Below are 26,095 nucleotides of genomic sequence, written 5' to 3'. Positions count from 1 at the left end.
ACCTCGGCCCAATAGCTTCCTTTCCTTTAATTCATAAACCTTTAATCCGTTCAAGGAGATACCGGACATACTGCCCAACATATGGCTAAATGCTTTTTATAATCATCCATAGTAAAGCTGGAAGGCAGCCCAAGTGAAGCTGCATAGGGGTACTGTACTATTGCATCCTCATTGTACAAATTCAGAACCTCATCGGTTCCTTGGTTGAAAGCCGTTAAAAGTGCTTCCAGGTGTTGATATCCATTGTTTTTTTTGACTGTCATCATTTTCTGTTTTATGGTAAATATGTCTGTATACCTATCTTCCCATAGAAATCTTTATCACCTTCTCTGAATTCAAGCAGACTATGCGCGTTTGCTATTTCCGATAATGGGAAAACTTTGCCTAGCAGAGGCTTTAGCTTGCCGGACTCTATCAGCTTTGTGAGTTCGTCCAGTTTGTTTCTGCTCTGCCTGGTAAATACAAAATGGTAAGTGGCATTCTTCCCCCACGCATGGATCAGGTTTTGGGGCTTTTCAATATCAACTAATGATACGAACTGTCCCCGTTGACTTAAAATCTTACCACTGTCCTAAAGTGTGTTACCACCTAGTGTATCAATTACAACGTCCACGCCTTTATTGTCTGTCAGATCTAAAATTGCATCGATATAATTTTCTTTTTCATAGTCTTCATCAAATCCCGGTTTTGGGGTTGGGACATCTAATATTTCAAACTTTTCAACCGAGCCGAACTCGTTTAAGACTGCTGCTTTCATAATGTATTGTATTTAGCCGTTTAGGTAAATTCCTAATTTGATTTTTAAAATTTTTATAAGTTATCTCTGATGAACTTAGCTAACTGTTGGATTGCCTTAGATTAGACTGAAACCCTAGAAAAAGATAGGATCTTTAAGCAATATCTGAAACCCAGACACCTGTTATGTTCTGTAGTCAGCCAACTCCGCGTCCGGAAAATAAGCAGAGCTATACTCAAGTGGCTTTTATTGAGTGTTTCAGTTTGCCTTATATATAGAAGGTCAGCATCAAGATGAATTATTTCACCACAGTGGATTCTATTTCCACATTCAACGTTTCGTTCAGGCCAACTACCTGTAGCAGCGTAAGTGCGGATTTTATTCCGTGCTTTCTTACGAAATCTTGGAACAGGTCAAAACAGCTATTGATAAACTCATCAGAGGAGGTCGTGTAAATCGCCAGCCTAACTATATTGCTGCATTCGTAACCGGCTTCACTAATCACTGTTTCGAGGTTTTGAATCGCCAGTCCAAGCTGGGTCCGCATATCAGCATTGCTGGATTTACCATCGGTATGTACAGCCGCCTGTCCTGAAATGTAAAGTGTGCTTTCTGCATTTTTTACTTCTACTGCCTGAACATAGCTGAGTTGTTCCTGCCAGGTCCAAGGGTTGATTATTCGCTTTTCCATATATATATAAATTAATTGTTTTAATTTGTAATTTTTGATATGGAACAAAGTTGCGTGTTACACTTCAATACAGCCTGTGACATCGGTCACGATTTCATTGTGCGGCAGATCACTTTGGACCCAATCGGCTCAAAGCTTCTCTTGAAACACCCAGATAGGCAGCAATCTGAGTTTTGGGTACCCGCTGTAAAAGGGCAGGATGCTGAACAATCAGCTGTTCGTAACGTTCTTGTACGCTAGTTGTTAGCAATGACAGGATACGGCGTTGTGAAGCGAGAAAGCCTCGCGTGACCTTTTCCAGAAAGAAACGCTCCATTTTTGGCAGAGCGCCACAAAGTTCATGAAAGTCGCTGAGCGTAATGCACAGTGCCTGGGTGTCTTCAAGGCATTCCAAGGAGAGTGTTGCTTTGGTTTGGGTAAAATATGCTTGATAGTCAGTATCCCACCAGTCTTCCATGGCGAAAGCAAGTATGTGCTGCTTGGCAGATGCATCCGTATACACCAGCTTTGTCAGCCCTGAAACTAAATAATAATTGTAAGATGTCAATTCTCCTTCGGTCACCATGAACTGATGTTTTTTAAAGAATTTTATCTTAAAATAGCTGCTCACTAAGGTGTATTCCTCGTCTGTAAGCGGTACAATCGATTCAATATGGTTGCGGAGATTTTTATACATACTTAAATATATAGTATTTTAATAGCAAACGCTTCGAAACGCCATAATCTTCGCTTATTTCTGAAAGCTATAAAGCTGATCAGAGTGATTAGAAGAGTCAACTTTATTGAAAGTACAAAGACAGAAGATAACTTTTAAATTAGGTGCCGTTCCTGAAAGTAAAACAATCTAACATGTTTCGGTTACAATCAAAGGTAATTCGGCCACCTGTCACATTTTACGGCAAGAGATCTTTGCGTCGAAACATAACTTACCCTTTGGAGTTGAATTACGACCAGCTCGCTGAGGTCGGAAACAATCTGTTGTCTGCCGCAGCCTGTTTTAAAAACTGATCCAAAGTATCTGCTGATTTCATAATCTGGATAGTCTAGGAAACGTTGTCTTCCAGCAATGTCGTAATGTCTTCTGATTTGTAATAAGTCATGCTGCCGACTTTTGAAAATCGCAGTTGTCCGCTGTTTCTAAGGTTCTGCAGGGTTCCGGGTGATATGTTGAGTATCTTTCTGACCTCAGCACTTCGCAGCCATTTTCTTGAAGCAGCAGTGTCGGCAGTAGCAGGCAATATGCTTCTAAGTTCCGCGAACAATTCAGCTTTGAATTTTTGCAGGTCTTCACGAGTTATTAAATCTAGTGTTGTCATAGGCTCCTTTTTTTTGCATTAAACTTTATATGGCAGTATGCCAAGTAAAAAATAAACGGCAGCAAAAGTCGCCAGATGCTGTTTCGAGCAGTCCCAACAGGGGACTTTATTGGGATTGTTTTTATGAAAATTCATTAAATAATTTAGCCTGGAATTTGGCCGTTTTACAGGAATATCTTATCTTTAAATAAGAGATCAACAAAGTATCGCACAGTGAGTTCTTAGTGAGTCACTTGTAAAATACATAAATATAGCCTTTAAGCGGCATTAAAGCGGGTGGTTCGAATCCCCGCTCTCCGCGGATAGCAATATCAAAATGTATAAAAACCCTGTTAATGTATCATTCAAATTTTACCTTAAAAGTTCCAAAACCCCCTCTTCATAATTAACAAATTCGTGTCCTCAGACTAACACTGAGTTAATATGCGTATGCGTATTTGCCGACAAAAAAATTACTAACAAACAAACCCTAACTATATGAGGAAAGTTTACATTTATTATTTTAAGTATCTAAAATTATTTTCCGTTGCGTTAATAGCTTGCTGTTGTGTTTTAAGTCCGCAGCAAACATTTGCAACCAGCCCTACGTCGAAAGTTGTTAAGCAAAAAACGGTTACCGGAACCATTTTGGATGCCGAAGATGGAAAGCCATTGCCTGGTGCAGGTATTACGGTAAAAGGCGGCTCCCAGTCGGTAATCACTGATGGAAATGGTGCTTTTACCATCAGTATACCCGATGACAACACAATCCTGCTGATCAAATATGTAGGCTACGTAACTCAAGAAATCTTAGTAGGCAATAAAACCAGGATTGAGGTAAGACTAGAAGCCAGCGCATCCAGTTTATCGCAGGTGGTGGTAGTTGGATACGGGTCCCAGAACAAAAGGGATGTAACCGGATCTGTAAAGTCGTTGAAAAGTGACGACTTTAACCAAGGTATCATTAACACGCCACAACAACTGTTACAAGGAAAGGTATCTGGTGTAAATGTTACCTCTGCAAGCGGTGAGCCGGGAGGTATTACTGGTATCAACGTTAGGGGACCTGGTGGTGTAAGATCCGGCAGTTCACCGCTATTTGTAGTAGATGGTTTGCCTTTGGACAATTCAAGTACTGGAGGTGGCGATCCATTGAATTTTATCAATCCGCAGGACATCGAATCGATCGACGTGCTAAAGGATGCATCTGCAACTGCTATTTATGGTTCCAGAGGAGCAAATGGAGTCATCCTCGTGACTACAAAGAAGGGTAAAGCAGGTACATCGACTCTTGGTGCGGTGGTAAGCTATGGCGTTTCGGAACTGGCTAGATCAATACCGGTTTTAACAGCAGATGAATTCCGTACCGAAGTACCAAAAGCAGGGGGAGTTCTTGATGATAAAGGCGGTAATACCGACTGGCAGAAAGAGATCACCCGAACTGCCAAAACTCAGAATTATAATTTAAACATGAGTGGCGGATCAGATAAACTTATCTATTTCTCTTCACTTGGCGTGCAAAAGCAGCAAGGTATTATTAAGAAAAATGACCTGGACAGGTACTCAGGAAGGTTCAATGCAACCCAGAAATATTTGGAAGATAGATTGGTGATAGACCTTAATCTAAGTGCTAACAATACGAAACAACAGCGTCCACCAATCACAAGTATAATCGGCGATGCGCTTGTTAATAACCCGACCTATCCAGCAAAGGATGAAAACGGCAACACGGCGATCTATCAGAATATTAACAATCCATACTTGTTTTTTGATCTGGATAAAGAAATCACAACTACCAACCGCGTATTAGGTAATATTTCACCTTCTTTTAAAATAATTGAAGGACTTGTTTTTAAGATGAATGTCGGTGTTGACAATTCTACGGCTACACGCGATGTAGTTAATCTGCCTAATGCAGTTCCCCTACGCGATGGAAGATTAGAGACGTTCTATAACACCAACAGAAATACGCTGATCGAAAACTATCTTACTTATAACTGGACCAACACGGTGCATAATATATCTGCATTGGCCGGGCATTCTTATCAGAAAATCTTTGTACAGCAAAGAAATAACAGCATCAACAGATTTCTAGTTGGTGGAATAGACCCTATCTATAACCCAGGTGTTGGACAGGATTTGACCTTAGGTAACAACCGCCCAGGAGGATTTGCCTTTATCAATGAGTTGCAATCATTCTTCGGTAGGGTAACGTATCAATACAACAACAAGTATTTATTCACCGCTAATTTCAGGGCTGATGGTTCCTCTAAGTTTGGTGCCAACAACAGATATGGCTATTTCCCATCTTTCTCCTTGGGATGGAACATTGCTGAAGAAGATTTCATGAAGAATTCTGTATTCAGTACTTTAAAACTAAGAGGAGGCTACGGAATTACGGGTAACCAGGAGATCCCACCCAAAATTACCCAGGCCCTGTTTACCTCTATTGCCTCTGCAAGTTATCCGCTTTACCCAACAGGAGCGTATCCGGCAGGAACTACTTATTCCCGATTGGCGAACCCTGACATTCAGTGGGAAACCTCCAAACAAACAGACATAGGTTTGGACTTTGGTTTGTTTAAAGGCGCGCTTACGGGAACGGTAGATGTGTTTAACAAAGTTTCAGACAATATTCTATTGCAGGTAATTCCGGCAGATCCGGTTCAGCCGGCAGCAGAAGTATGGTCGAACGTGAAAGACATGACCATCTCCAATAAGGGAATAGAATTCGAGTTAGATTACAGACATACAGCAGATAACGGCATCACGTATAACATTGGCGGTAACTTAACCTATTTGAAGAATAAGGTTAAAAATTCACCATATTCTGTTATTCCTGCAGGGTCGGTTTCTGGTGCTGGTATTACTTCGTCAACGATTAACGGATACATCAATGATCAGCCGGTAGGAACATTTTTCCTAAAGGAATTTACTGGTTTGGATGCCGCAGGTATGAGTGTTTACCGTGATTTAGATGGAGATGGGCTGATCACTGATAAAGACAGGATATCTGCCGGTACAGCGATACCGAACACCATTTATGGTTTTTATGGAAGTGTTGCTTTGAAAGGCTTCGATTTGAGTGTCAATTTTAACGGTGTAGCTGGCAACAAGATCTATGATTACACGCAGAACGTAAGCTTCTCAAAATTGAGATTGGCGAAAAATACGAATACCACGTTTGAAGCTATTTCAGATCCTACCGAATCGCTAAACAATGCTACTCCGGTAACCACCAGATATCTTAAAAGCGGAGCCTTTTTAAGGCTTAACAACGCTTCGTTGGGCTATACTTTTAATACCAAGGATTTAGGAATCAACAAATGGTTTTCTAACATCAGGTTGTCGGTAACCGGTCAGAATCTCTTTGTTGTTACTGATTATACTGGTTATGATCCTGAGGTAAATGCCGATAGAGCTATAAACGGTGTGTCTTCTTACGGAATTGATTTCTTAAGCTATCCGAAAGCAAGAACTGTAATTTTTGGTCTAAATTTCTCATTGTAATACGTTTTAAGTCATAAAGTATGAAAAATAAAATATTGATGCTGTTGCTAGCTTTTATAGGCTTGACAGCAACTTACAGTTGCTCGAAACTGGAAGAAAAAGTACTCGACGAATCTTCTGTTGCCGGGCTTAATGATAAACAACAGGCCGAAGGTATCATAGCTCCTGTATATGCTAAGTTAGAAGACATCTTTATCCATACTAACTATTTTGCCCTACAGGAAATTTCTACAGATGAGGCGATCCTGCCTTTCCGTGGCGGAACTGATTGGGGAGATAATGGTATCTATCTTCAATTGCATCAGCATGAGAATATCAGTACCGATGTGAACGTAAGGAACACCTGGAACAATATCCTCATTGGAATATCGAGGAGTGTGACAGCAATTAATGCACTTCCAACTAATCCTGACCCTAGCGCTAAGCTTTTCGCAGCTGAAGCAAAAGGTATGAGAGCCTATTATAATATGCTTTTGTTAGACCTTTATGGGTTGGTGTTTGTGAAAGATGATGCTAGTGAAACATCGAAGATCTTAAGAGGCGATGAGGCTGTTGAATACATCAAGTCTGAGTTACTGTCAATAGAGCCTGTTGTTGAGACAACTACTGGTCCGGGTAGAATTACAAAAGGAGCGGTGTGGGGCTTGCTTGCAAGACTACACATGAACGCAGCCGTTTACAGAAATGTATATGCTCCAACTGTTACGTTTACCAACGATGATTTAGATAAAGCGATTGACTATTGTAATAAGATTATTAGTGCTGGCCAGTATAATCTATCACCAGATTACTTCTCATTGTTTAGCGACAACAATCACACGAATAAGGAATTGATTTTTGCGGTAGACCAGCGTGCTGATTTAAACGGGCATAACCGTTTAGGGTACTTCTCCATCTCTGGCGATCAGTTTCCATTGCCCGCATATACAGGTGCGAATGGAACAGATGGTCCGGCTATTACTTCAGATTTCTACAGAACTTGGGTTGAGGCGAATGGCGCGGTGGATCCTGCCATTGCAGATCCTCGTTTTTTCAAGCAAAATCTGCCATCAGCTACTGGTTGCGTGGATGCTGCTAGCTTTAATATCAATCGCGGGATCTTACGTGGACAACAATATGGCTTAATCAGACGTAATGGTGTGTTTTTAAAATGTCCAGATGGAAAGATGCAAGTGGACAAGCTTTTCTATGATACGCGTAGCAGACCTACCCTGGCCGTGGATTTCACAGAAATTGTGGACTACACAGTTGCTGGAAGTAATTACAACACGGGTTATCGTGTTTCAAAATATGAGTTTAGTAAAACTTCAGTAAGTGGTAGAAATTTTGGAGAGCATGATATCATTATCCTGCGTCTTGCAGATATTTATCTGATGCGTGCTGAAGCAAAGCTTAGGAAAGGCGATGCATCTGCTTTAGCTGATGTTAATATGGTTAGAGCAGCTAGAACAGCGACTACGCCTGCGGCACCGCTTACTAATATCACACTCGACCTTTTATTCAGGGAGAGGGGATTTGAGTTCTATTGGGAGATGGTCAGACGTACAGATATGATCCGTTTCGGAAAATACGAAGGTATCTGGACAGAAAAAAAGAACACTGATGTGCGAAAAAGACTTTTCCCTATTCCTCAAACGGCAATTGATGGCGCATCTAATTTGCCAGGGTATTTGGTTCAAAACCCGGGTTATTAAGTACGGGTGGAGTTAATTGCGCCCAGCAATATCCACCGAACACATTATTGGGATGTTTAGCCAGGGAACGAACCCCTGGCTAAACATCCTCTTTTACATTCTTGATCACTGCATTTTTGAATCATCCAGATTGATGAAATGCTTCAGCATCTTCGCCAGTTCCCTCTCTAAAGTGTATGAATTTGCATTAAGGCAGGACGTTGTCTCCAGAAATTTCGTATCTTTATAGTAAGGCCACTAGGATATCCCGGGCCAGTTCTCAGCGCCTCACCTGAAAACTTATGCTAGTCATTACTCCTATGAAACAAATATCATTGCTGTTTTTTGCGACCATTTTGCTGTTATCAGGCTGTAAAAAGCCTGATCCTAAAGCACCAGCACCTCACGCTATAGTGATTTTTGCAATAAATTCTTCCGACAACTCCGGAACCACAATAAAGGCGGACAATAAGGAAGAAGTGAATTTAAAATGTAGCGTTAAAGATATCAATGGAATAGAGATAAATACTTCCTGCGATATAATGCTCAATGGTGAAAAATATAACGGAAGTTCTTTTAAAACTGGCACCCCTGGAAATTATGTCTTCCAGGCCTCAATTGGTAAAATTGTCAGCAACACCTATACTGTCACCGCTATTGGCGATCAGGCCGGCAGTGCCCACAAAATTGAGCTGAGTGCAGACAGGGCTGAAATTATGGCCAACGATGTACAGGAAGTGATCTTCCATTGTAAGGTGACCGATATAAATGGGGTAGTTCTACCTGTAATCTGCTCTTTCACAGTGAATGAAACTCCAAGTGACAATACCTTTAAAACTGCTGTAAAAGGAGAATATACTGTTCAGGCTTCTTTCGGCAGCTTGCAAAGCAACAAAATTATGATCAGGGCCACTGATGAAGTTGAAGGAAAACCGTTCAAAATAATTCTTGATTCAGATCGATATCTGGGAATCATTAAAGCCAACAATAAAGACGAAGCTGTGTTTAGAGTGAGGGTTACTGACATAACTGGTAAAGTGTTGAACGACCCCTATAAATTGACTATTAGTGGAACCCCCTTTTCAGGAACTTCCTTTAAAACCGATAAACCCGGCGATTACGTCTTTCAAGCTTCCATAGGTACGCTTACCAGCAATTCTTACATCGTGGCCGCAAAAGAAATTGCAGATTCATATATAACACTTCAAAACTCCAAGATCAGTAATGTAACTTCCGCGGGTATTGTCACCGTTGACCTAACATTTAAAAATAATTCTACCAAGACATTAAAGTATGTGACATTCGATGTTTCATGCTATGATAAAGATGATCAGATCATTAAGGAAGCAACACAAGGCAGTACGTTCATTGGTTGTCAGGCAACCGGATTTTTCGATCCCGGATTAGTAAGCACATCAAGTTTTCAACTGGGCTCTTTCCCCGGAGTCGATCACATAAAAGTAATCTTAAGATCTGTCACATTGGAAGATGGCACAGTCATAACGGCTGGTTGAACCACGAACGACAGTAGACTATAGCGTATATTCTTCCACTTTAATATTCCGGTAATATACCTCAGCACCTTCAGACTGCAGTAGTATCCTGCCACTGGTTACACTCATGTATTCACCCTCGTTCACCAATATTCCGTTTACTAGAAAACTAAACTTGCCTTTTTTTGAGATCACCTCTACCCTGTTCCATTCCCCATGCGGCAACTCTCCATCTCTTATTTTCTTTACCTGTGCATAATCTTTAGGTTCGGTGCTAATTCCGTCCACAAATGCCGTTACGCTATCTATTAACCACAGGTCGCCTACGTCACCCTCTTGTATCTGGCACTCAACAGACTTCGGCCAGATTTTATTGCCCAGCATTTCCACATTAAAACAGATCCCGGCATCTCTCTTGTCGCGCTCACGGGGCGGATATTTCTTTTCACCCCATTTAAATTCCAGCGACAGGTGAAAGTCCTGGTAACTTTTAGTGGTCGCCACATAACCAAACTCCTGTCCTGAAACATGAAGTTCACCGTTCTCCACTTTGAAAACATTTTGAGGGTCTTTAGTGGCACCTTGTTTCTGCAGAAACTTTGTCCAGCCTTCCAGATTCTTACCGTTAAAGATGGGTTTCATTTTATCACTTTGTGCATTTGCTAACCAGCATGGAAAAAGCACAAATAACAGGAGGGTTCTTTTCATAATTGCATCAATAAAGTTAAACTATTTATTCAAAATCAACGATATTCAGCTGACAAAAACATACTTAATAAGTATCTTTATCGCTGAAATAAATTAACAGCTTCTAACCAAATCTATACCTTTCTTTTGAACCGAAAAGCAACTTATAAAATCGCTCCCTGTCTATACAGGTCTATACACCATATATTTACCCTTCTTTTATTATGCTGGACAGTTTCTTCCAGTGCTCAGTCTGCCAATAATAATTATAGCAGCAGCAAGCAGGTCATTTCACAAGGTCAGCTACTTTTCCAGGAAAACTGCGCCTCCTGCCATAATTTCAAACAGCAGGGTATCGGGCCAAATCTGTCGGGCGTTACGGCGGAGGTATCCTATCAATGGCTAACTAAATTCGTCCGCAATCCGCAACAACTGATCTCTTCCGGTGATAAAAGAGCGGTAAGTCTGTTCAATAAGTACAAAATTCCTATGCCGGCGCAGACACAATTAAAAGACACTGAGCTCAAGGCTATCCTTAGCTTCATACATACTCAGAAGCCCGTCTTAACTACCAGTAACAATGACAGTACCCTGGGAATTGTATTGGACAACCCTATTCCCGAAAAGATAGCCCAATCGGCTTTAACCCTGCAACTTGAAGAATGGGCTACCGCACCAAGGACCGCACAGCAAGGTCCTGCTGCCAGAGTAAACAAGATGGTTGTACTGAAAGGCAAAAAAGAAAAGGTATTTCTGGAAGACATCAGGGGCATCCTTTATGAGCTTAGCGGAAACAAATTCCGTAAGGTAATGGACATGACCAAACTCCTTCCAAATTTTATTCATGTTCCCGGCCATGCCACTGGCTTTGGCAGTTACGCCTTCCACCCTGATTTCTATCGCAATGGACTTTTCTATACCAGTCATGCAGAAAAGAAAGATGCCGCAATGGCTGATTTTGGCTATCCTGCCGACATCAGGGTGACCCTGCAATGGGTGGTATCAGAATGGAAAATTGATTTATCCAAAGCAGACACTGTCTTTACAGGCACTTCCAGAGAGTTACTGCGCATTAACATGCCAGGATCTGTACATGGGATGCAGGAAATAACTTTCAATCCACTGTCCGGCCCTGGCTCTCCGGATTATGGCCTGTTATATATTGGTATTGGCGACGGCGGATCAGCAGAAGACGGACTTTCTCAGCTCTGTAATTCCAGCAGTACCCTATGGGGATCTGTACTAAGGATAGACCCCAGAGGCCGTAACAGCACCAACGGAAAATATGGAATACCGTCTATCAATCCATATGCGTCAGACAATAATCCAAAATCTCTTGGAGAAATCTTTGCAAGAGGATTTCGCAATCCAAATCGCATATCCTGGACCCCTGATGGCAAAATGCTGATTACAGATATAGGACTAAATAATGTAGAAGAATTAAATATAGGCATAGCGGGTGCCGATTATGGCTGGCCATACCGGGAGGGTACTTTCCTAATGAATTATCAGGGAAAAATGAACAAGGTGTATGCATTGCCTGCTGATGATAAAGGAATTACCTATCCGGTATTACAATATGACCATGATGAAGGAAACGCAATATCAGGAGGATTTGTGTATACAGGTAAGATCGCCAGCCTAAAGAACAAATATATATTTGGAGATATTGTTCAGGGCCGGATCTTTTACGTAGCTACTGAATCCCTTATTCAGGGGCGTCAGGCAACTATTCAGGAATTCGGCCTTAGCTTTAACGGTACATCATCTACTTTCAGGGAGATTACTAAGCAATCAAAAGCAGATTTGCGCTTTGGAGCCGGTACCGGAGGAGATCTGTTTATCTACACCAAAACAGATGGAAAAATGTGGAAGCTAAAAGATTGCCTTTTAAAGGTGAATAGCCAATAACGTACCTTTCCCTATAGCCGAGTCAATATCCACTGTCCCGCCCAACAAGGCAATACGGCTCCTGATATTATTCAGGCCAATGCCGTCCAGATCGTTCATGGCCTCTTTGTCAAAGCCTTTCCCATTATCTTCTATCGTCAATGACAAACCTTCTGCATCCCTGATCAGCTGTATGCTGAGTTTAGATGCATCCGCATGCTTTACCACATTGTTGACCGCCTCCTGGATCACCCTGTACAGCACTGTTTCAGTATGCTCATCCAGGCGCTCATCCAAACCCACTACATCCAGCGAAACCTTAAGCTGACCAGCTCCTATTTTCTCCAGGAAATCTTTTACAGAAGATGCCAGTCCTGCTTTAAGCAACGCATTGGGCATCATCTGGTGTGATATACTCCTCATTTCGTCGTAACTCTCAGTCAGCAGTATCTTCGCTTGTTCGGTCGCCTTCCACGCTGCTGAATGCTCCTCTGTCTGGTTGTGTGCCTCTCCAATCTTCATCAATGCGGCAGAAAGCATTTGTCCTACCCCATCATGGAGGTCAGTAGCGATGCGGCGTCTTTCCCGTTCCTCCGCATAAAGCAGCTCTTTTGTCGCCTGCTGCTGCTGGTCGTAAAGCTGCTGCTGCAACCTGGACTCGGCTTTAAGCTTGCGCCTGTTCTGGATCAGGTAAATGGAAAATGCAGCGCCAAGCAGTATCACTATAGCCGAAGCAAAGACAATGCTTCGCTGACGTAACTGCAGCTTCTGTATGGCCGTTTCCTGGTTCAGGATCTCTATTAGCTGCGCCTTCTTTTCATCTTCATATTTGGCGCTCAGTTCTGCCATTTGCTCCGTATTTTTTGTATCGTACAGCGAATCAGCATAGACCTTGCTTTTCAACAGCATATCGAAGGCCTCCCCGCTGCGCCGCAATCCATGGAGCGATACAGCATAATTTTGCAGGTATTCAACTTTATCTTCCAGCGTACCCTTCTGCAGGGAAAATTCAGCCGCAGCTTTTGTATAGGGCAGCGCATTTGTAAACTCCTCCAGTGAATTGTATAAAAACCCAATATTGTTTTTCACAGTAAACAGCTGCCCCTCCTTGCCCTCAGCTATGCAGATGGCCTGTGCCTGTTCATAATAGTTTATTGCCTTGCTGTTTTGCTTCGTCTGCCGGTATACCACCCCCAGGTTGATCAGCGGATTGATCTTATACCTGTTCATGCCGGTAAGGGCGGCAAGTCTTAGCGACTCGTTATAAAAATAGATAGCGGAATCGGGCTTTCCGCTATTCTTATTCACAATTCCAAGGTTGTTATAGGTATTCATCAGACCTACGGTGTCTTTTAGTTGCTCCCTGATCTTAACGGCCCGTAAATAATAGGCCTTTGCCTGTTTCACCATGTCTGCATAGTCATACGCCAGCCCAATCCGGAAATAGGCATTGCCGATCTTCAGCGTATCCCGCTTTTTTTCGTAATAACGCAAGAATTGCATATACAGTTGCGCAGATTTCAGATATGCGCCCTTATTCAGGTAAATCTGCGCTATACCACCTATCGTGATGATATACTCTTCCCTCTCCGGATAGTTCTTAAAATAGTTCAGCGCCTTATTTTTGTACACCAATGCCTCATCAAACTGGTTTAACGCGATATGCACATTACCTATATTACTGTTTACCTTGGCTACTTGCTCCAGGTCATTAGCAGCCGTATAGATGGCGAGCGACTTTTCATACTCTTTCATCGCTAGATTATGCGCTCCCTCAGCATTATCCGCTATCAGTGCTTTTACAAAATGATAGCGCCCATTTTTACCGGACAACTTTGCCGTGTCATATGTAGCTGTAAATTGTTTAAATTCTTTCGCAGCCTCACCAATCGATTTGGCGCCTACCAGAGAATCAATTAGCTGCAGCTTCCATGTTATTTTCTTTAGGTTCTGTCCATTTGCAGATAGAGATAACATGATGAAAAAAACAACAAATATAGATTTAGTAGCACAAAGACCGCATTTACTGGAAAATAGACACATAAAGATTTACTTGGCTGTTACTTAGACATAAAAGATCGTATATTTTTTAGATATTTACATCAGGGATATTAAATTATTTACTCAGGATTTTGGTTATGACAAAAGTGCTGCTGGTAGACGACCATGCCATTATGATAGACGGCCTAAAGTCGATGCTTTCCACACGAACTGATCTTAGGGTTAGCGCAACGGCTTCTTCTGCCGGATTTGCACTTGCTTACCTTGCCAAAGACCACATAGACCTGATGATTACCGACTATTCCATGCCCGATATCGACGGACTGGAACTGGTAAAAAGAGCCAAATCTCAGTTCCCTGATCTTAAGATCATCATGCTCAGCATGCACGACGAGCCCGCCATCATCAATGCGGTAATGAAAGCCGGACTGGATGCTTACATCTTAAAAAAATATGCACTGGAAGAGCTTTCTCATGCCATAGATGCGATACAGGCGGGCAGGCAATATTGGAGCCCCGAAGTAACCCGTGTATTGTTACACGAAGAAAAGTCCTCAGGCCTGCATGCTAATGAACTCACGAGCCGGGAAATTGAGATTTTAAAACTCCTGACCCAGGAGCTCAACAGCCGGCAGATAGCCGAAAAACTCTTTATCAGTGAGCGGACAGTGGAGACCCACCGCAAAAACCTGCTCCGTAAAACACAGTGCGCCACCACAATAGGCCTGATCAAATATGCCTATCTGCATAAGCTGATCTGATATATCCGTATTTCTACTGATATCCATATACCCAGCTTTTGGGATAGCAGCCAGCTATTCATGGTACTACTTTAGTATAAAATTTTAAAACCATGAAATCTAAAAATTTTAAAACTATGAAAACAACATTTATGATCGTGCTGCTTGTCGCACTGGCAGCGGCAGGCACCAAAGCACAGACATTGGGCGAATTTAAACCCAAAGACAACAGCTATGGCGTAAAGAAAACGAAGGATGCCAGCAAGATCTACATTGCAAATTTCACAGTGAATTACCAGATCTACAATGAAAAACAAAAGTTTAAACAAGGAGGTTACCAGCTTGGTGGCGGCTATAAAGGAGATGCCACCGCTGAAGCCTCCATTGGTTTGGCCGGACTGACCGAAACAGATGTACAGCAGGTGACAGATAAGTTGTACCAGGATTTTCTGAGCCAGATAAATGCCAGTGGCCTAACCATCATCAATGCCGACGAGGCCGCAAAATCAGGCACCTACGAAGATTATGAGCGCATTCAGGGCGGCAAAGTAAGCCTTGCACAGTTTCCGGGCACTATGACCACCGCACCTACAGACTATGAGCATTTTGTGAAGAAAATAGACAAATCAGGCAAGACCAAAAGCGGTGGCTTTTTAGGTAGTGTAGGGATGCTCTATCCTAAATTATCAAAGGAGCTTGGTGATGCCATCATTGCTGACGTAAACGTGTACGTCATGTTTGTTGAAGACAAAGACGCCTTTCAGGGTGGCGGGGCAAATATCAAGATCAAGACTAATCTGAGGATAGCAGATTCGGAAGCAATCGTTATGGCCGATAAAAAATCAGCCATCAGGCTAAAGGGTCAGAACAGCATTACCATGATCAATAGTGCGGTCAACTTCACGCATGGAAAAATGGGTCTGGGTGCTACCACCAGTTATAGCGGTATTTTAAGCAAACCTATCGGTATTGGGGGCGCCATAGAAGACACAAAAGTAACCAGCTTTGCCCGGGGAAGCGTTGATGCAATCGGCACAAAAACCATGTATGGTACCTTCTTCACACCTGAAAACAGGTCCAGCGACACCAATAAAGTCGTAGAAGTAGATGCAAAAAAATACACAGAAGGCGTATATGCAGCTGCTAAGAAATTCATCGATTTCCACACAGCACAGTTCCTTGAGGGCAGAAAATAAAGACATGGCATCAATTTCATGGACCTTTTTTAAGGAGTAAAAGATGCTAAAAGAGCGCCTTTTTGGGGCGCTCTTTTTAATCACAACGTATTACATATTCTTACATACCATGATGTTCATGCCCAGTGGCAGCAGGCTTAGCTGGCTGCAGGCTATATCCTTCCAATATTTTCTTCGATTCAGGCGTGTTGATTGCGCCTACTCTTCTCATCATATACTCCATTAGTTTAGGTGCTTTCGCCTTCTGGGCTATGGTCAATGCCTTCGCAGCATCTATTTCAGCACAAGGCTCCAGTCCATACCACAGCATTAGCGGCAGGTTATGGTCAGTTGCATCTTCAGCATGCTGTACCAACGCTTCCATTACTGCCCATCTCTTAGCAGGGTCTGTTCTTTGCATGGCCGATGCAAGGTATAACCTCACCATAGCAGAATTGTCAGAAGCTGCTAGTTCCGCAAAACGTTTTAAAGCCGCGTCAGACAGGTTTTTATCTTCCGCCAGCAATTGTATTGCCCAACTCCTGATGTATTCACTTTCGTTGCCCAGCAGGCTCAGCAAGTCCTGCTCTACCAGTCCTTTGGTTACATGCAGTGTCCACAATGCCCTTAGCTTGCGCGTCACATCAGGATTATTGGCCAAAATCTCTTTCAGCATTTTTGCCACTTTCTTATTCGGGCCGCGCTCCTGCAGTATTAATCTTGCGTTGCGTACATACCATTCATTTTTATTAAGGTGATAGTTTACCAAATCTTTATCCGATGCTTTAGCCAGGTCTATCTTAACCCATTTATCGGTTTCATGGCTGATTTTAAAGATCCTGCCCATCGTTTTCTGGTGCACATCCGGATTCGGGCTATGGCATTGGTTTTTATCATACCAGTCGATTGCGAATACAGAGCCGCTCTGATCGTATCTAAAGTTTAACCATTGCGACCAGGAGTCGTTCGTCAACAAGAAATCAGCTCCATGACTCACAGTATAGCCAGAGCCATTTCTTTTAGGGATATCCACATTCACACGGCTACCGTGTATGTTGTTCATAAAGATATTGTTCCGGTACTCTGCAGGCCAGTTTTCATTACCCAGGTAGATCATCGCACCTGCGTGGGCATGTCCTCCTCCAGCAGAATTAGAACGGAAGTTACCCGCATGCGGCCCGCGGTCGCCTATCCAGTGTACATGGTCGCCCGACTCTTTGATGTCATCATAAGTATATGGGTTAAAATGGTTCCCTGCCTGGCGCAGGTACCTTGCTCCCTGTATCACATGAAACATGTGAGGTATCACACATACTGTCACAAAAGGATTGCCATAGTCGTTGAAATCTATACCCCATGGATTACTGGTTCCCTCGGCAAACAGCTCAAATTTCTTACTGGTAGGATGGTATCTCCACACACCTGCATTAAGCTTTGTACGCTCAGAATCAGGTGCACCCGGCTTCCCAACATTCGATTGCGTAAATACACCATGAGTACCGTACAACCAGCCATCAGGACCCCATTTTAGGTTGTTCAGCATTTCATGCGTATCCTGGTAACCAAATCCGTCCAACACTATCTGAGGCTCACCTGCTGGCTTATCTGTTTTTTTATCAATAGGGATGTACATTAAATATGGCGCAGCGGCCACCCATACCCCGCCCATACCAACTTCCAGACTGCTGATCAGGTTCAGCCCTTCTTTAAAAACAGTCCTTTTATCCAGCGATCCATCGCCATTGGTATCTTCAAAAATAAGTATCCTGTCTTTACCCTGTCCTTCAGCAGCACGGGTTGGATAAGTATGCGCCTCTGCTACCCAAAGCCTTCCGCGATGATCTATCGTAAAACTGATCGGCCGTACAATATCCGGTTCAGCAGCAGCCAGCTTCACTGTAAATCCATTCTTTGGCGACATAGCCTTAGCCGCTTCTACCCCCGAAAGTCCGGCATTCAATACCGCATCCAGTGGCGGAAGGATGATGATATCGCTGGGTTTTAATTCATTAGGGAAATTTGGTCTGGCAGCATGAAATACGAAATCATCAAAATTGATGTGGGCCCATTTATCATCACCTATATAGGGGATCTGGGAAATACCTGTCTCGCTGTCTACAATCCTGATAAAGATTTCTTTGTTCAGATAAGCCGCCAGGTCCACCACCACAGGTTGCAGGTTAGCCCTTCCCGTTCCGGTGATCTGAAATATTACCTTATTGTTATCCGCCTGCACCAGCTCCACACGGGTATCGTGCAGTGCGCCTCCAGATATCTGGAACGAAGCAAATGACTGCGTTACAGTAAATGGAACCGAGGTAAGCGTGCCCGTTCTTTTGTAGTTTTTTGTACCACCACTGCTGATGAAATACTTCCCTACAAATCCAATTTTCATATCTTTTTCATGCATTGGGGAAGGATCCTCAGATACCACCGGATCAGTAAATGCATCACCGGTAGCTTTCCAGTCTTCAAGTGTCCCTTTTTCGAAGTTCAGGTTTAACGTTTTTCCGCCTTTCTTAGCAAGGATACCCGCAGCAGCCACCTCTTTCTTAATCGGCCCTTCTACCACTTCTATCTTACCCACCATTCCTGCCATTCTATGACCTGGTACGGTACAATAGTAAACATCATTTTTATCTGCTTTAAAAACGATACTTGCCGTATCGCCTTTCTCTACCAGCACCCTACTTTTTATGGCCGCTTTCTCAAGCGCAATGTCATGCGTCATCAATTCGCCATTCACGATCTTAATGCGGACCATTTCACCGCGACTAGCCTTAATAACAGGATTGCGTTTCCCGTCTGAGCCTATATAGCCTAGCATGGTTGCTTCAAGCGTATATTCCCGGTCATACTTCCCGGTTCCGGGTTGCTGGAAATAGGCAGCTTCCGAATAAGCATAACTTCCGGGAATGAAAATTATGGCAACAAGTAGTGTAGTAAGTAAACGTTTTAAATTCATAATTTATATTTGGTTTATTTGTGTCTAGTTGTATATACCAGTTAATAAAGGTAATAAATGGTTTTAGCAAATTAAATTATTTTTTTGAATGCGGATAGAGCACAATATTCCTATAGGCTACCAGCGCCTTTCCGCCACCATGGATCTGAAAAGCGATATGTCCCGACTGCGGGATACTCTGGTCCTCTTCCGTATAGTCTACCGTTTGTTCTCCATTCAGGAATATTTGTATCCTTCTTCCCTGACTGTGTACTTCGTAGTCATTCCATTCGTTGCGACGCAGCAAACGTTCTACCTTTGCAGGATCTGCAATGGCCATGAGCTTGTTCCGTCTGGATTCATCATATAGCGATGCCCAAAATCCATCACCAATATCTGCCTGGTACCCGATCATTTCAAAATCAGGATTGGCGATCCGCTGACTGTGAAACTGAACTCCACCGTTTATAAAACCTTCGGTACCTGTCAGTTTAAATTGTAGCTTCAGTAAATAGTTGCCATATGTACCTTCTGTTTTAATAAACTGATTATGAGGCACCATTTCCGTCAGTGATCCACCGGTGATCGCACCATTTTCCACCCACCAGGTTTTAGCAGTCTCGCCTTCCCAGCCCTTCAGCGTCTTGCCATCAAATAATTTGATCTTTTTCTTCACGTCCTGACCCTTAGAAAAGGAAATACAGGAAAACAACATTGCAAGCGACAGATATAAAACTTTCATGATAAAGGTCTATTTTGGTTAAATAATTAGCTACCGAAAGGTAGGAAAAACTATTAGATTTTCAACTTCAAACCCATAAATCTACTTTAGCTTTTTCGGATCTATCAACTGTGGCTGCCAGGTCGTATACAAGGTAGCCTGCTCATTATTTCCGGCCGATGCATAATCACAAAGATCTATCGTGACGGGCTTATCACCAGCTTCCTTGTACGATTCAGGTGTAAAAGTAAGGCTGTACTGAAGCCAGTTCTTACTATCCCGTTGCTTACTTGGAACAAGGTTCACATAGCCTCCTTTACCTCCCGGGTTTACGATAGCACCCATACTTACCCCCGGCAAAGCAGCGTCTCTGGAAAGCAGCAGAGGCCCCCGCATGATCGCAGCGTACTGCGGCCTGTCACCCAGGTATTCCACCCTGCCCCTCATGTCCAGTTCAACAGAAATGCGGTCAGTATTTTTCCAGTTGCGCTTAATCGCCACATACTCGCCTGATTTTACACTTTTCACTTCCCCACCGTTTATCATCACCACATTTGCTTTACTCCATGCCGGTATGCGTACATATAGCACAAAATCTTCCGGTTTGGTCACCTTTACCGACAGGTTTACCTTACCAGATTCAGGGTAATTTGTCTCCTGTACCAGTTCCAGCTTTCTTCCTGACGGAGTACTCAACGTGTAATTTCCTTCAATAAAGTAGTTCACATTCAGCCCGTCAGCAGATTTCATGGCTACATGCTGGGGAAGGTTAAACAAGCCACGCGGGCCACTTGCCTCACAGCAGTTCAGGTTCATCCCACATTGCCCGCTTCCGGGCATGCGGTGTCCGCTGAGTGGTGTATATTTAGCCCAGTGTACACCATCCGAACTCATAGAGCCCAGCAGTGCATTGTAATAACTCCGCTCTACCGCGTCGGCATATTTAGACTCACCCTTCAACCTAAGCAACTGCTGGCTTAGTTTTATCCAGGTCACCGTCACGCATGTCTCCTGAAAATGGTTTACTGGCGCAGTCTGCAATAGGCTGCCTCCAAACCACATCTCTGTCGAAGCCCCCGATCCGGCCACATTGATCTCTGTTTCCAGAATATTCTGCCATGTTTTCTCTACAGCCGATTTATACGCTGCTTTTCCTGTCAGCCGATACAATTCCAGCAACCCTTCATAGCAGGACATCATCTCGTAGGCTTTTTGTCCCTGCTCGTACGAGTACCAGTTCACCGGCACAGGATACCGTTTCGACACATCCACATCAGCTTTGCTGATCAGTTGCGGCCCATTTGGCGTTTCCCACTGGCGAACAATCTCTTCTGCAAACTCCAGGTATTTTTTATCTTTAGTATGCGTATATAAATGACATATAGGTTCCAGCACTGATGAAGCCGCCATACCACGGTAGTTACCCTTGGTTACGATCAGTCCGTCCCCATCCTTCAAATCTGCCATCAGGTTATCTGCCACAGCCCTTGCGGCCTGAAGGCTTTTTTTATCTCCCGTCAGTGCATGATAATCCAGCAGGCCAAGCATACAATACTTACGGCCCCATATGTCCCATTGCTGCAGCCTGCTTTCCTTTGCATAGTTGCCGATATAGCCATCAGGAGTCTGCGTGCTGATCAGGTCTTTAATCGTTGCATCCAGTTTCTGTTTCAGTTCTGGGGTCGGTTTATACCTATAGGCCATTACCGCCGAAGTGAACCATTTTCCCCAAAACTCGCTTTGCCACAAGCTCTTCTCATTTCTGCTCCTGAAAGGTGCTACCAGGTAAGGCGCATCCTGCCGCAGTATTCCGTTTGTATAAGAATTGTCCAGCCTTTGCCCAATAAATCCTTTGATCGTTTCAGACTTAGCTACCGAAAGCCTGTCCTGCCCTACTGCTATATCGCCAAATAATATAGAGCCTGTTAATAAAACGAAGCGTAGTTTTGTGTGTTTGTGTGCCATAACCTAAAATTGAGTCCAATTTATAAAAGATATTACAGACATTTGATTTTAAATGAATTAATCAAACAACAAAGCTATGCTTAGAACCAGATTATCCGGCTACCTATTCCTGTTGATCCTGCTGCTCAGCTTCAATTCCTGCAAAGTTGGCCGTTTCATATATTACAATTTCGCTGACATCACAGATCATAAAATATTCCCTTCCCGTCCATTGCAAAATGAAGGCAGCAAATTCAGCTTTCCTACCTCCCCGTCCGGAAAATCCCCAAAGATCACCCAGATAGAAAACGGTAAGCAAGTAACGTTTGAAAAATACCTGGAAGACAACAATACCGTGGCTTTTCTCATAATAAAGAATGATACCATTCAATACGAAAACTATTTTAAAGGATACGACAAAACCTCCATAGTCGCTTCCTTTTCTATGGCAAAATCAGTGACATCCATCCTGATAGGCTGTGCCATAGACGACGGACTGATCAAATCGGTACAGGAGCCCGTTACTAATTACCTTCCTGAGATGAAAAAGAACGGTTTTGACAAGGTGACCATTGAGCATCTTCTTCAAATGACTTCCGGATTGGATTTTAATGAAAGTTACCACAATCCATTTGGCGATGCCGCTACCTTCTACTACGGCCAGACCCTACGAAAAGACATCCCAAAAATGAAACTAAAGCGCCAGCCGGGCCTTGAATTTGAATATGTAAGCGGCAATCCGCAGATCCTGGGGCTGATCCTTGAACGGGCTTTAAAAGGAAAGACTGTTACCGGATATCTCCAGGAAAAGATCTGGCAGCCGTTGGGCATGGAATACGATGGCAGCTGGAGCACAGATAAAAAGAACAACGGACTGGAAAAAACCTTTTGCTGCATCAACGCCCGCGCACGGGATTTTGCCAAGATAGGCAGACTGTACCTAAAGAAGGGCAACTGGAACGGCAAGCAGCTCATCAGCGAAAGCTGGGTAAAGCAGTCTACCAAAATAGATACCGTCAACGGGAGTTCCTGGCGCTACCAGTACCAATGGTGGCTGCCCAGTAAAAACGGCGATTTCATGGCACAGGGCATTTTAGGTCAGTACATTTATGTAAACCCTGCAAAAAACCTGATCATCGTCAGGCTGGGCACCAGTGTGGGCAATACCAATTGGAGAAGTGCATTTACACAAATTGCGGAAGGATATTAAGATTTTTTAGCCAGGTATGTTTCCAGAATGCTCTTTAAGTAAAGTTCAGGCTTAGGCATCGTGATGACCGTACCAGGCTCTTTATCCTGTGATTGCTTAATGTAATTCGCTTTGATCTTACCCCAGTCCTTAGAATAAAGCTGAATGAAAGTATCTACAAATTGTTTGTCGGTATATTTCTTAGGAAGCTTACTTAGCACCACTTCAATCTTTTCTTCTTTATTATGTAATACTGCCATTGCTGTTTTATTTTATAGCTGGCAAAGGTACGATTAAAATTGAGCTTCCAGCTTTTTAGCGAGGAACCACTTTCAATAAGCCTGGCGCTGCGTCCGTTGCCATTCCAGGGATGGATCTTTACAAATTCCCGCACACCAAGCGGATTCTATGAACAGCGCAAGAATAAAAATCAATATCCTCAACGAACCTGAACAAGCAGCACCCAATCATGCTGCCCTGCTGGTGGCGAAAACATCTTCAACCCTCTCTTATCTATTTTTTCAGCCTTCCCTTTCAGCCCTGATATCGGGTTAAACCAGGTAGCCACCAAACTCCCGCGCATGTATTTTCCCAAATCTATCTCGAGCGTTATTGGACTGGGCAGGTAAGAAACGGAAAAGCTCCCGTCATTAGCAATAGCTGTCGTTGAATAATTGTTTGATGCAAAGTCACCATTTCCCGAAACAGCAATGTGCTTGTTCGTATCTGGCACCAATTTTTCCCACTTCAAGGCTGAGAAAAACCTGTGAAATTGCCTCAAAGAAACCGCCCCCGGCAAATCCATATAATCTCTCCAATTCGCTTCACACTTCCACACCGGTGAGCCATAGGCATTGCCCACACCTCCACCCAGCACCGCCCAATAAGCCTGCTTTCTTGCCTGAACAGCAGATCCCCAGGAATCATGCTCACCCTCATAAGTAGACTCACCAAGAATAAAGGGCTTTAAAGGTCTTTTAGCATACTCCTTCCATGCCACTTCATAAACATCGGGCTGATTCGGGTTCCAGGCCTTATTAAACCCTCTGAAATAAGTATATACCATACTAAAATCCAGCCAGGGTTCTCCTTCCCATACATCAGTACTAGAATGAGAAGAAGAAGCATGATAAGTGATCAGCTGCCTTGGCGCATATTTTTTAATGCCCAATGCCAATTGGCGATAATTGTTTTTATCCGTATGCGGGTCATTGTCCCCGCCCAGAATCCAAAGCATATTTTTATACTTAGCAAACCGCTTTCCCAAAAACTCTCCAAACTTAAAGTTGCCTTCCGGCTTGTTCGCAGCCATTGCCTTGTCCTTACCCGCCCAGCCCTCACTGCAGCAGCCTGCCCACAATGGCGCAATACTAAGTGCCAGGCCCAAAGAATCTGCCCTCTTAACTACCCATTCTACATACTCAAAGTATGCCGGATTAGTGGTATTAAAATCATTTCCCTTTAAAAAAGGCCTTTGTCCATAGCGATTGATGGGAGTTTCTTTATTAAAATCTGCAAATCCGGTGAGGATGATCTGGATCACGTTAAAGCCCTGGGCTTTCCTTTTGACCAGGTATTCGAGTGCTTCTTCCCTTGTCAATTTAAGGAACAGCATCCATGCGGTATCGCCGTTGTATAAAAAATATTTTCCTCTTTGGTCTACGAGGTGCCTGTTATCTTTTGCTATTGCCAGTGGGAAGGCATATTCCTTTTGCTGCGCTGATGCTATTCCGCATACGAAAAGAAAAACGAGGGTCAGCATTTTCATACCTTAATCATTTAGCCTCGGCAAGGACTCCCACCATGTTGATAATTTTAACTTTAACCGCCTTGTTATTTCTGGTTTTTCGGCTTGTAGATTTTTAGCTTCATTCTTATCCATCACGATATTATAAAGTTCTGCGCCAGAACCATCACTATTCATCAACAGCTTCCATTCACCTGACCGCACAGCCAGGTTTGGGCTTCTGTTGGGCTTTTTTGGATAATTATACGCAAGATTATTCCGACCATACTCCCAAAACATATCCTTTTTACGAAGCTCCGGTTTTCCGGTCAGCACGCCGCTCCTGTCCTGTCCATCGCTCTTATAACTGGAAGGAAGTTTAACACCGGCCATACGGGCCAGCGAAGGCAATAAATCTATTGCGTTGACTTCAGAACGTTCATCAGTTTTACCAGCAGGCGTGTGTCCCGGCCAGCTGATGATAAACGGCATCCGCGTTCCCCCTTCATAAAGGGACAACTTTGAACCTCTCAAACCGCCAGTACGGCTCCCTCTGAAACTCGGAAGCGGCCCGTTATCACTCGTAAAGATGATGATCGTATTCTGATCCTCCCCTATTTCTTTCAAGCCCGCCGCAAGCCGGCCTATCTGTACATCATATTCCTTCAACACCAGTTTAAATGCGGCCTCTTCCTCCGGTCCTTTCGGGAATTCCCCAGCATAGCCATCTCCCTTATGGGGTACCCATGGCGTATGCATATCATCAGGCCACAAGTTAATGAAACAAGGCTGGCCTTTGCGCTTTTTCATAAACGCCAGCGTTTTATCTACAAAATACTTTGTTCTGTCCCATCTTTTTATACTATCCTTTTCAGACCAGATCCAGTTGGTAGCTGTAATCAGCGGATCAGGATCCGGACTTTCATACGTACTCGCATGCGCATCAAAACCATACTTTTCAAAGCCCGGGGCATCTTTCACATCTCTGCCGCCTCCCATATGCCACTTACCAAAATGACCGGTAGCATAGCCTGCAGATTGAAAAAACCTGGCCATTGAGGGTGCGGCCGGATTTAAGAAATCAGTCTGTTCCGCATTTTTATTGTGCTTCTTATTATCCAGATAGGTAGTGAAATTCCACTTACCCGGATACATGCCGGTCAGCATACTTGCCCTGGAGGGTGAACATATTGGTGCCCCGCTGTAATATTGGGTGAGCTTTAAGCCATTTTTTGCAAGACGGTCGATATTTGGTGTAGGCACAAAGTGACCCCCAAAAGTACCGATATCACTAAATCCCATATCATCGGTGAGTATAATAATTATATTAGGTTGCTTCTTTTGTGCAATGACAGAGAAAGAACTGGCCAACAGTAAAATAAACATCAATTTACAAATTACTGTCCTCATATTAATAATATTATAAGTTCTATCAAATTATAAGTTCTACCAAAATCGAACATGGACTCTGATATTTTTTCGTGCTTAGGCATTAAAAGTACGCAATTATTTTATTTGATGCCAACCGGAGCTGCTATACAGACAATAAACACCTCTAAAATCCATGAAGAAATCTAGTATCACAAAGCACTATTCCGATATTGTTATTAATTGCCTTGCTGGAACGCCCAGCGACTTTGAGGCTCCATCATAAATCTAGCTGAGAATAAAGCATCTATT

21 protein-coding genes are annotated in these 26,095 nt (G+C 43.3%); 7 read left to right on the top strand and 14 right to left on the bottom strand.

Going from position 1 to position 26,095, the window contains the following annotated elements:
- Window positions 1–50 precede the first annotated feature (50 nt).
- The 6 genes from EZ437_RS11575 to EZ437_RS11555 all read right to left on the bottom strand — a co-directional run bounded on the left by EZ437_RS11575 (window position 51) and on the right by EZ437_RS11555 (window position 2,743).
- Window positions 51–266 carry a hypothetical protein gene (locus tag EZ437_RS11575; protein WP_131596145.1) on the bottom strand — a complete coding sequence of 72 codons (216 nt, stop codon included), beginning with the start codon at window positions 264–266 and terminating at the stop codon, window positions 51–53.
- Window positions 267–274: 8 nt separating this feature from the next.
- The gene (locus EZ437_RS22065) at window positions 275–559 is read right to left on the bottom strand and encodes a zinc-binding dehydrogenase (protein WP_205942714.1); all 285 of its coding nucleotides are present in this window, start codon (window positions 557–559) and stop codon (window positions 275–277) included.
- 12 nt (window positions 560–571) lie between these two features.
- The gene (locus EZ437_RS21735) at window positions 572–757 is read right to left on the bottom strand and encodes a hypothetical protein (RefSeq protein WP_205942687.1); all 186 of its coding nucleotides are present in this window, start codon (window positions 755–757) and stop codon (window positions 572–574) included.
- 277 nt (window positions 758–1,034) lie between these two features.
- Window positions 1,035–1,427 (bottom strand): RidA family protein, encoded by a 393-nt coding sequence (locus EZ437_RS11565; protein ID WP_131596143.1) that lies wholly within the window; start codon window positions 1,425–1,427, stop codon window positions 1,035–1,037.
- A gap of 109 nt (window positions 1,428–1,536) precedes the next feature.
- Entirely contained in the window at window positions 1,537–2,103 is a 567-nt protein-coding gene (locus EZ437_RS11560) for a Crp/Fnr family transcriptional regulator (RefSeq protein WP_131596141.1), read from the bottom strand.
- 367 nt (window positions 2,104–2,470) lie between these two features.
- The gene (locus EZ437_RS11555; RefSeq protein WP_131596139.1) at window positions 2,471–2,743 is read right to left on the bottom strand and encodes a helix-turn-helix domain-containing protein; all 273 of its coding nucleotides are present in this window, start codon (window positions 2,741–2,743) and stop codon (window positions 2,471–2,473) included.
- A gap of 477 nt (window positions 2,744–3,220) precedes the next feature.
- On the opposite strand from EZ437_RS11555, the gene EZ437_RS11550 reads away from it, so the two are divergent.
- The 3 genes from EZ437_RS11550 (at window position 3,221) to EZ437_RS11540 (ending at window position 9,419) form a co-directional block, all read left to right on the top strand.
- A complete protein-coding gene (locus EZ437_RS11550) occupies window positions 3,221–6,232 on the top strand; it encodes a SusC/RagA family TonB-linked outer membrane protein (RefSeq protein ID WP_131596137.1) in 3,012 nt (1,003 codons plus the stop codon).
- 20 nt (window positions 6,233–6,252) lie between these two features.
- A complete protein-coding gene (locus EZ437_RS11545) occupies window positions 6,253–7,926 on the top strand; it encodes a RagB/SusD family nutrient uptake outer membrane protein (RefSeq protein WP_131596135.1) in 1,674 nt (557 codons plus the stop codon).
- Between the two features lie 299 nt (window positions 7,927–8,225).
- Window positions 8,226–9,419 carry a hypothetical protein gene (locus EZ437_RS11540; RefSeq protein WP_131596133.1) on the top strand — a complete coding sequence of 398 codons (1,194 nt, stop codon included), beginning with the start codon at window positions 8,226–8,228 and terminating at the stop codon, window positions 9,417–9,419.
- Window positions 9,420–9,437: 18 nt separating this feature from the next.
- Here the strand turns inward: EZ437_RS11540 and EZ437_RS11535 are convergent, their stop codons facing one another.
- Window positions 9,438–10,106 (bottom strand): 3-keto-disaccharide hydrolase, encoded by a 669-nt coding sequence (locus tag EZ437_RS11535; RefSeq protein WP_131596131.1) that lies wholly within the window; start codon window positions 10,104–10,106, stop codon window positions 9,438–9,440.
- Between the two features lie 126 nt (window positions 10,107–10,232).
- Here EZ437_RS11535 and EZ437_RS11530 point away from each other — a divergent pair, with 126 nt between their 5' ends.
- Window positions 10,233–11,996, top strand: coding sequence for a PQQ-dependent sugar dehydrogenase (locus EZ437_RS11530; protein ID WP_131596129.1), 1,764 nt, complete (start codon window positions 10,233–10,235; stop codon window positions 11,994–11,996).
- On the opposite strand, the gene EZ437_RS11525 is transcribed toward EZ437_RS11530, so the two are convergent.
- Complete coding sequence (locus tag EZ437_RS11525; protein ID WP_165500392.1) at window positions 11,976–13,952, bottom strand: ATP-binding protein; 1,977 nt, start codon at window positions 13,950–13,952, stop codon at window positions 11,976–11,978. The genes EZ437_RS11530 and EZ437_RS11525 overlap by 21 nt on opposite strands.
- A gap of 161 nt (window positions 13,953–14,113) precedes the next feature.
- On the opposite strand from EZ437_RS11525, the gene EZ437_RS11520 reads away from it, so the two are divergent.
- Window positions 14,114–14,737, top strand: coding sequence for a response regulator transcription factor (locus EZ437_RS11520; protein WP_131596125.1), 624 nt, complete (start codon window positions 14,114–14,116; stop codon window positions 14,735–14,737).
- A 116-nt stretch (window positions 14,738–14,853) separates the two neighbouring features.
- The gene (locus tag EZ437_RS11515) at window positions 14,854–15,912 is read left to right on the top strand and encodes a hypothetical protein (protein ID WP_131596123.1); all 1,059 of its coding nucleotides are present in this window, start codon (window positions 14,854–14,856) and stop codon (window positions 15,910–15,912) included.
- A 100-nt stretch (window positions 15,913–16,012) separates the two neighbouring features.
- On the opposite strand, the gene EZ437_RS11510 is transcribed toward EZ437_RS11515, so the two are convergent.
- The 3 genes from EZ437_RS11510 to EZ437_RS11500 all read right to left on the bottom strand — a co-directional run bounded on the left by EZ437_RS11510 (window position 16,013) and on the right by EZ437_RS11500 (window position 21,521).
- A complete protein-coding gene (locus EZ437_RS11510; protein WP_131596121.1) occupies window positions 16,013–18,856 on the bottom strand; it encodes a PVC-type heme-binding CxxCH protein in 2,844 nt (947 codons plus the stop codon).
- A gap of 76 nt (window positions 18,857–18,932) precedes the next feature.
- Complete coding sequence (locus EZ437_RS11505; protein WP_131596119.1) at window positions 18,933–19,577, bottom strand: 3-keto-disaccharide hydrolase; 645 nt, start codon at window positions 19,575–19,577, stop codon at window positions 18,933–18,935.
- Window positions 19,578–19,658: 81 nt separating this feature from the next.
- Window positions 19,659–21,521: a glycoside hydrolase family 127 protein gene (locus tag EZ437_RS11500; protein ID WP_131596117.1), complete on the bottom strand. Its 1,863-nt coding sequence runs from the start codon at window positions 21,519–21,521 to the stop codon at window positions 19,659–19,661.
- A gap of 76 nt (window positions 21,522–21,597) precedes the next feature.
- Here EZ437_RS11500 and EZ437_RS11495 point away from each other — a divergent pair, with 76 nt between their 5' ends.
- On the top strand, window positions 21,598–22,710 hold the full coding sequence (locus EZ437_RS11495) for a serine hydrolase domain-containing protein (protein WP_131596116.1): 1,113 nt from the start codon (window positions 21,598–21,600) through the stop codon (window positions 22,708–22,710).
- Here the strand turns inward: EZ437_RS11495 and EZ437_RS11490 are convergent.
- The 3 genes from EZ437_RS11490 to EZ437_RS11480 all read right to left on the bottom strand — a co-directional run bounded on the left by EZ437_RS11490 (window position 22,707) and on the right by EZ437_RS11480 (window position 25,825).
- Complete coding sequence (locus EZ437_RS11490; protein WP_131596114.1) at window positions 22,707–22,949, bottom strand: hypothetical protein; 243 nt, start codon at window positions 22,947–22,949, stop codon at window positions 22,707–22,709. The genes EZ437_RS11495 and EZ437_RS11490 overlap by 4 nt on opposite strands.
- A gap of 179 nt (window positions 22,950–23,128) precedes the next feature.
- Window positions 23,129–24,457 carry an apiosidase-like domain-containing protein gene (locus EZ437_RS11485; RefSeq protein WP_131596112.1) on the bottom strand — a complete coding sequence of 443 codons (1,329 nt, stop codon included), beginning with the start codon at window positions 24,455–24,457 and terminating at the stop codon, window positions 23,129–23,131.
- Window positions 24,458–24,460: 3 nt separating this feature from the next.
- On the bottom strand, window positions 24,461–25,825 hold the full coding sequence (locus EZ437_RS11480; RefSeq protein WP_131596110.1) for a sulfatase family protein: 1,365 nt from the start codon (window positions 25,823–25,825) through the stop codon (window positions 24,461–24,463).
- Window positions 25,826–26,095 lie beyond the last annotated feature (270 nt).

This window comes from Pedobacter psychroterrae (assembly GCF_004331695.1).
GTDB lineage: Bacteria > Bacteroidota > Bacteroidia > Sphingobacteriales > Sphingobacteriaceae > Pedobacter > Pedobacter psychroterrae.
This window is presented reverse-complemented; position numbering and strand designations above follow the sequence as displayed.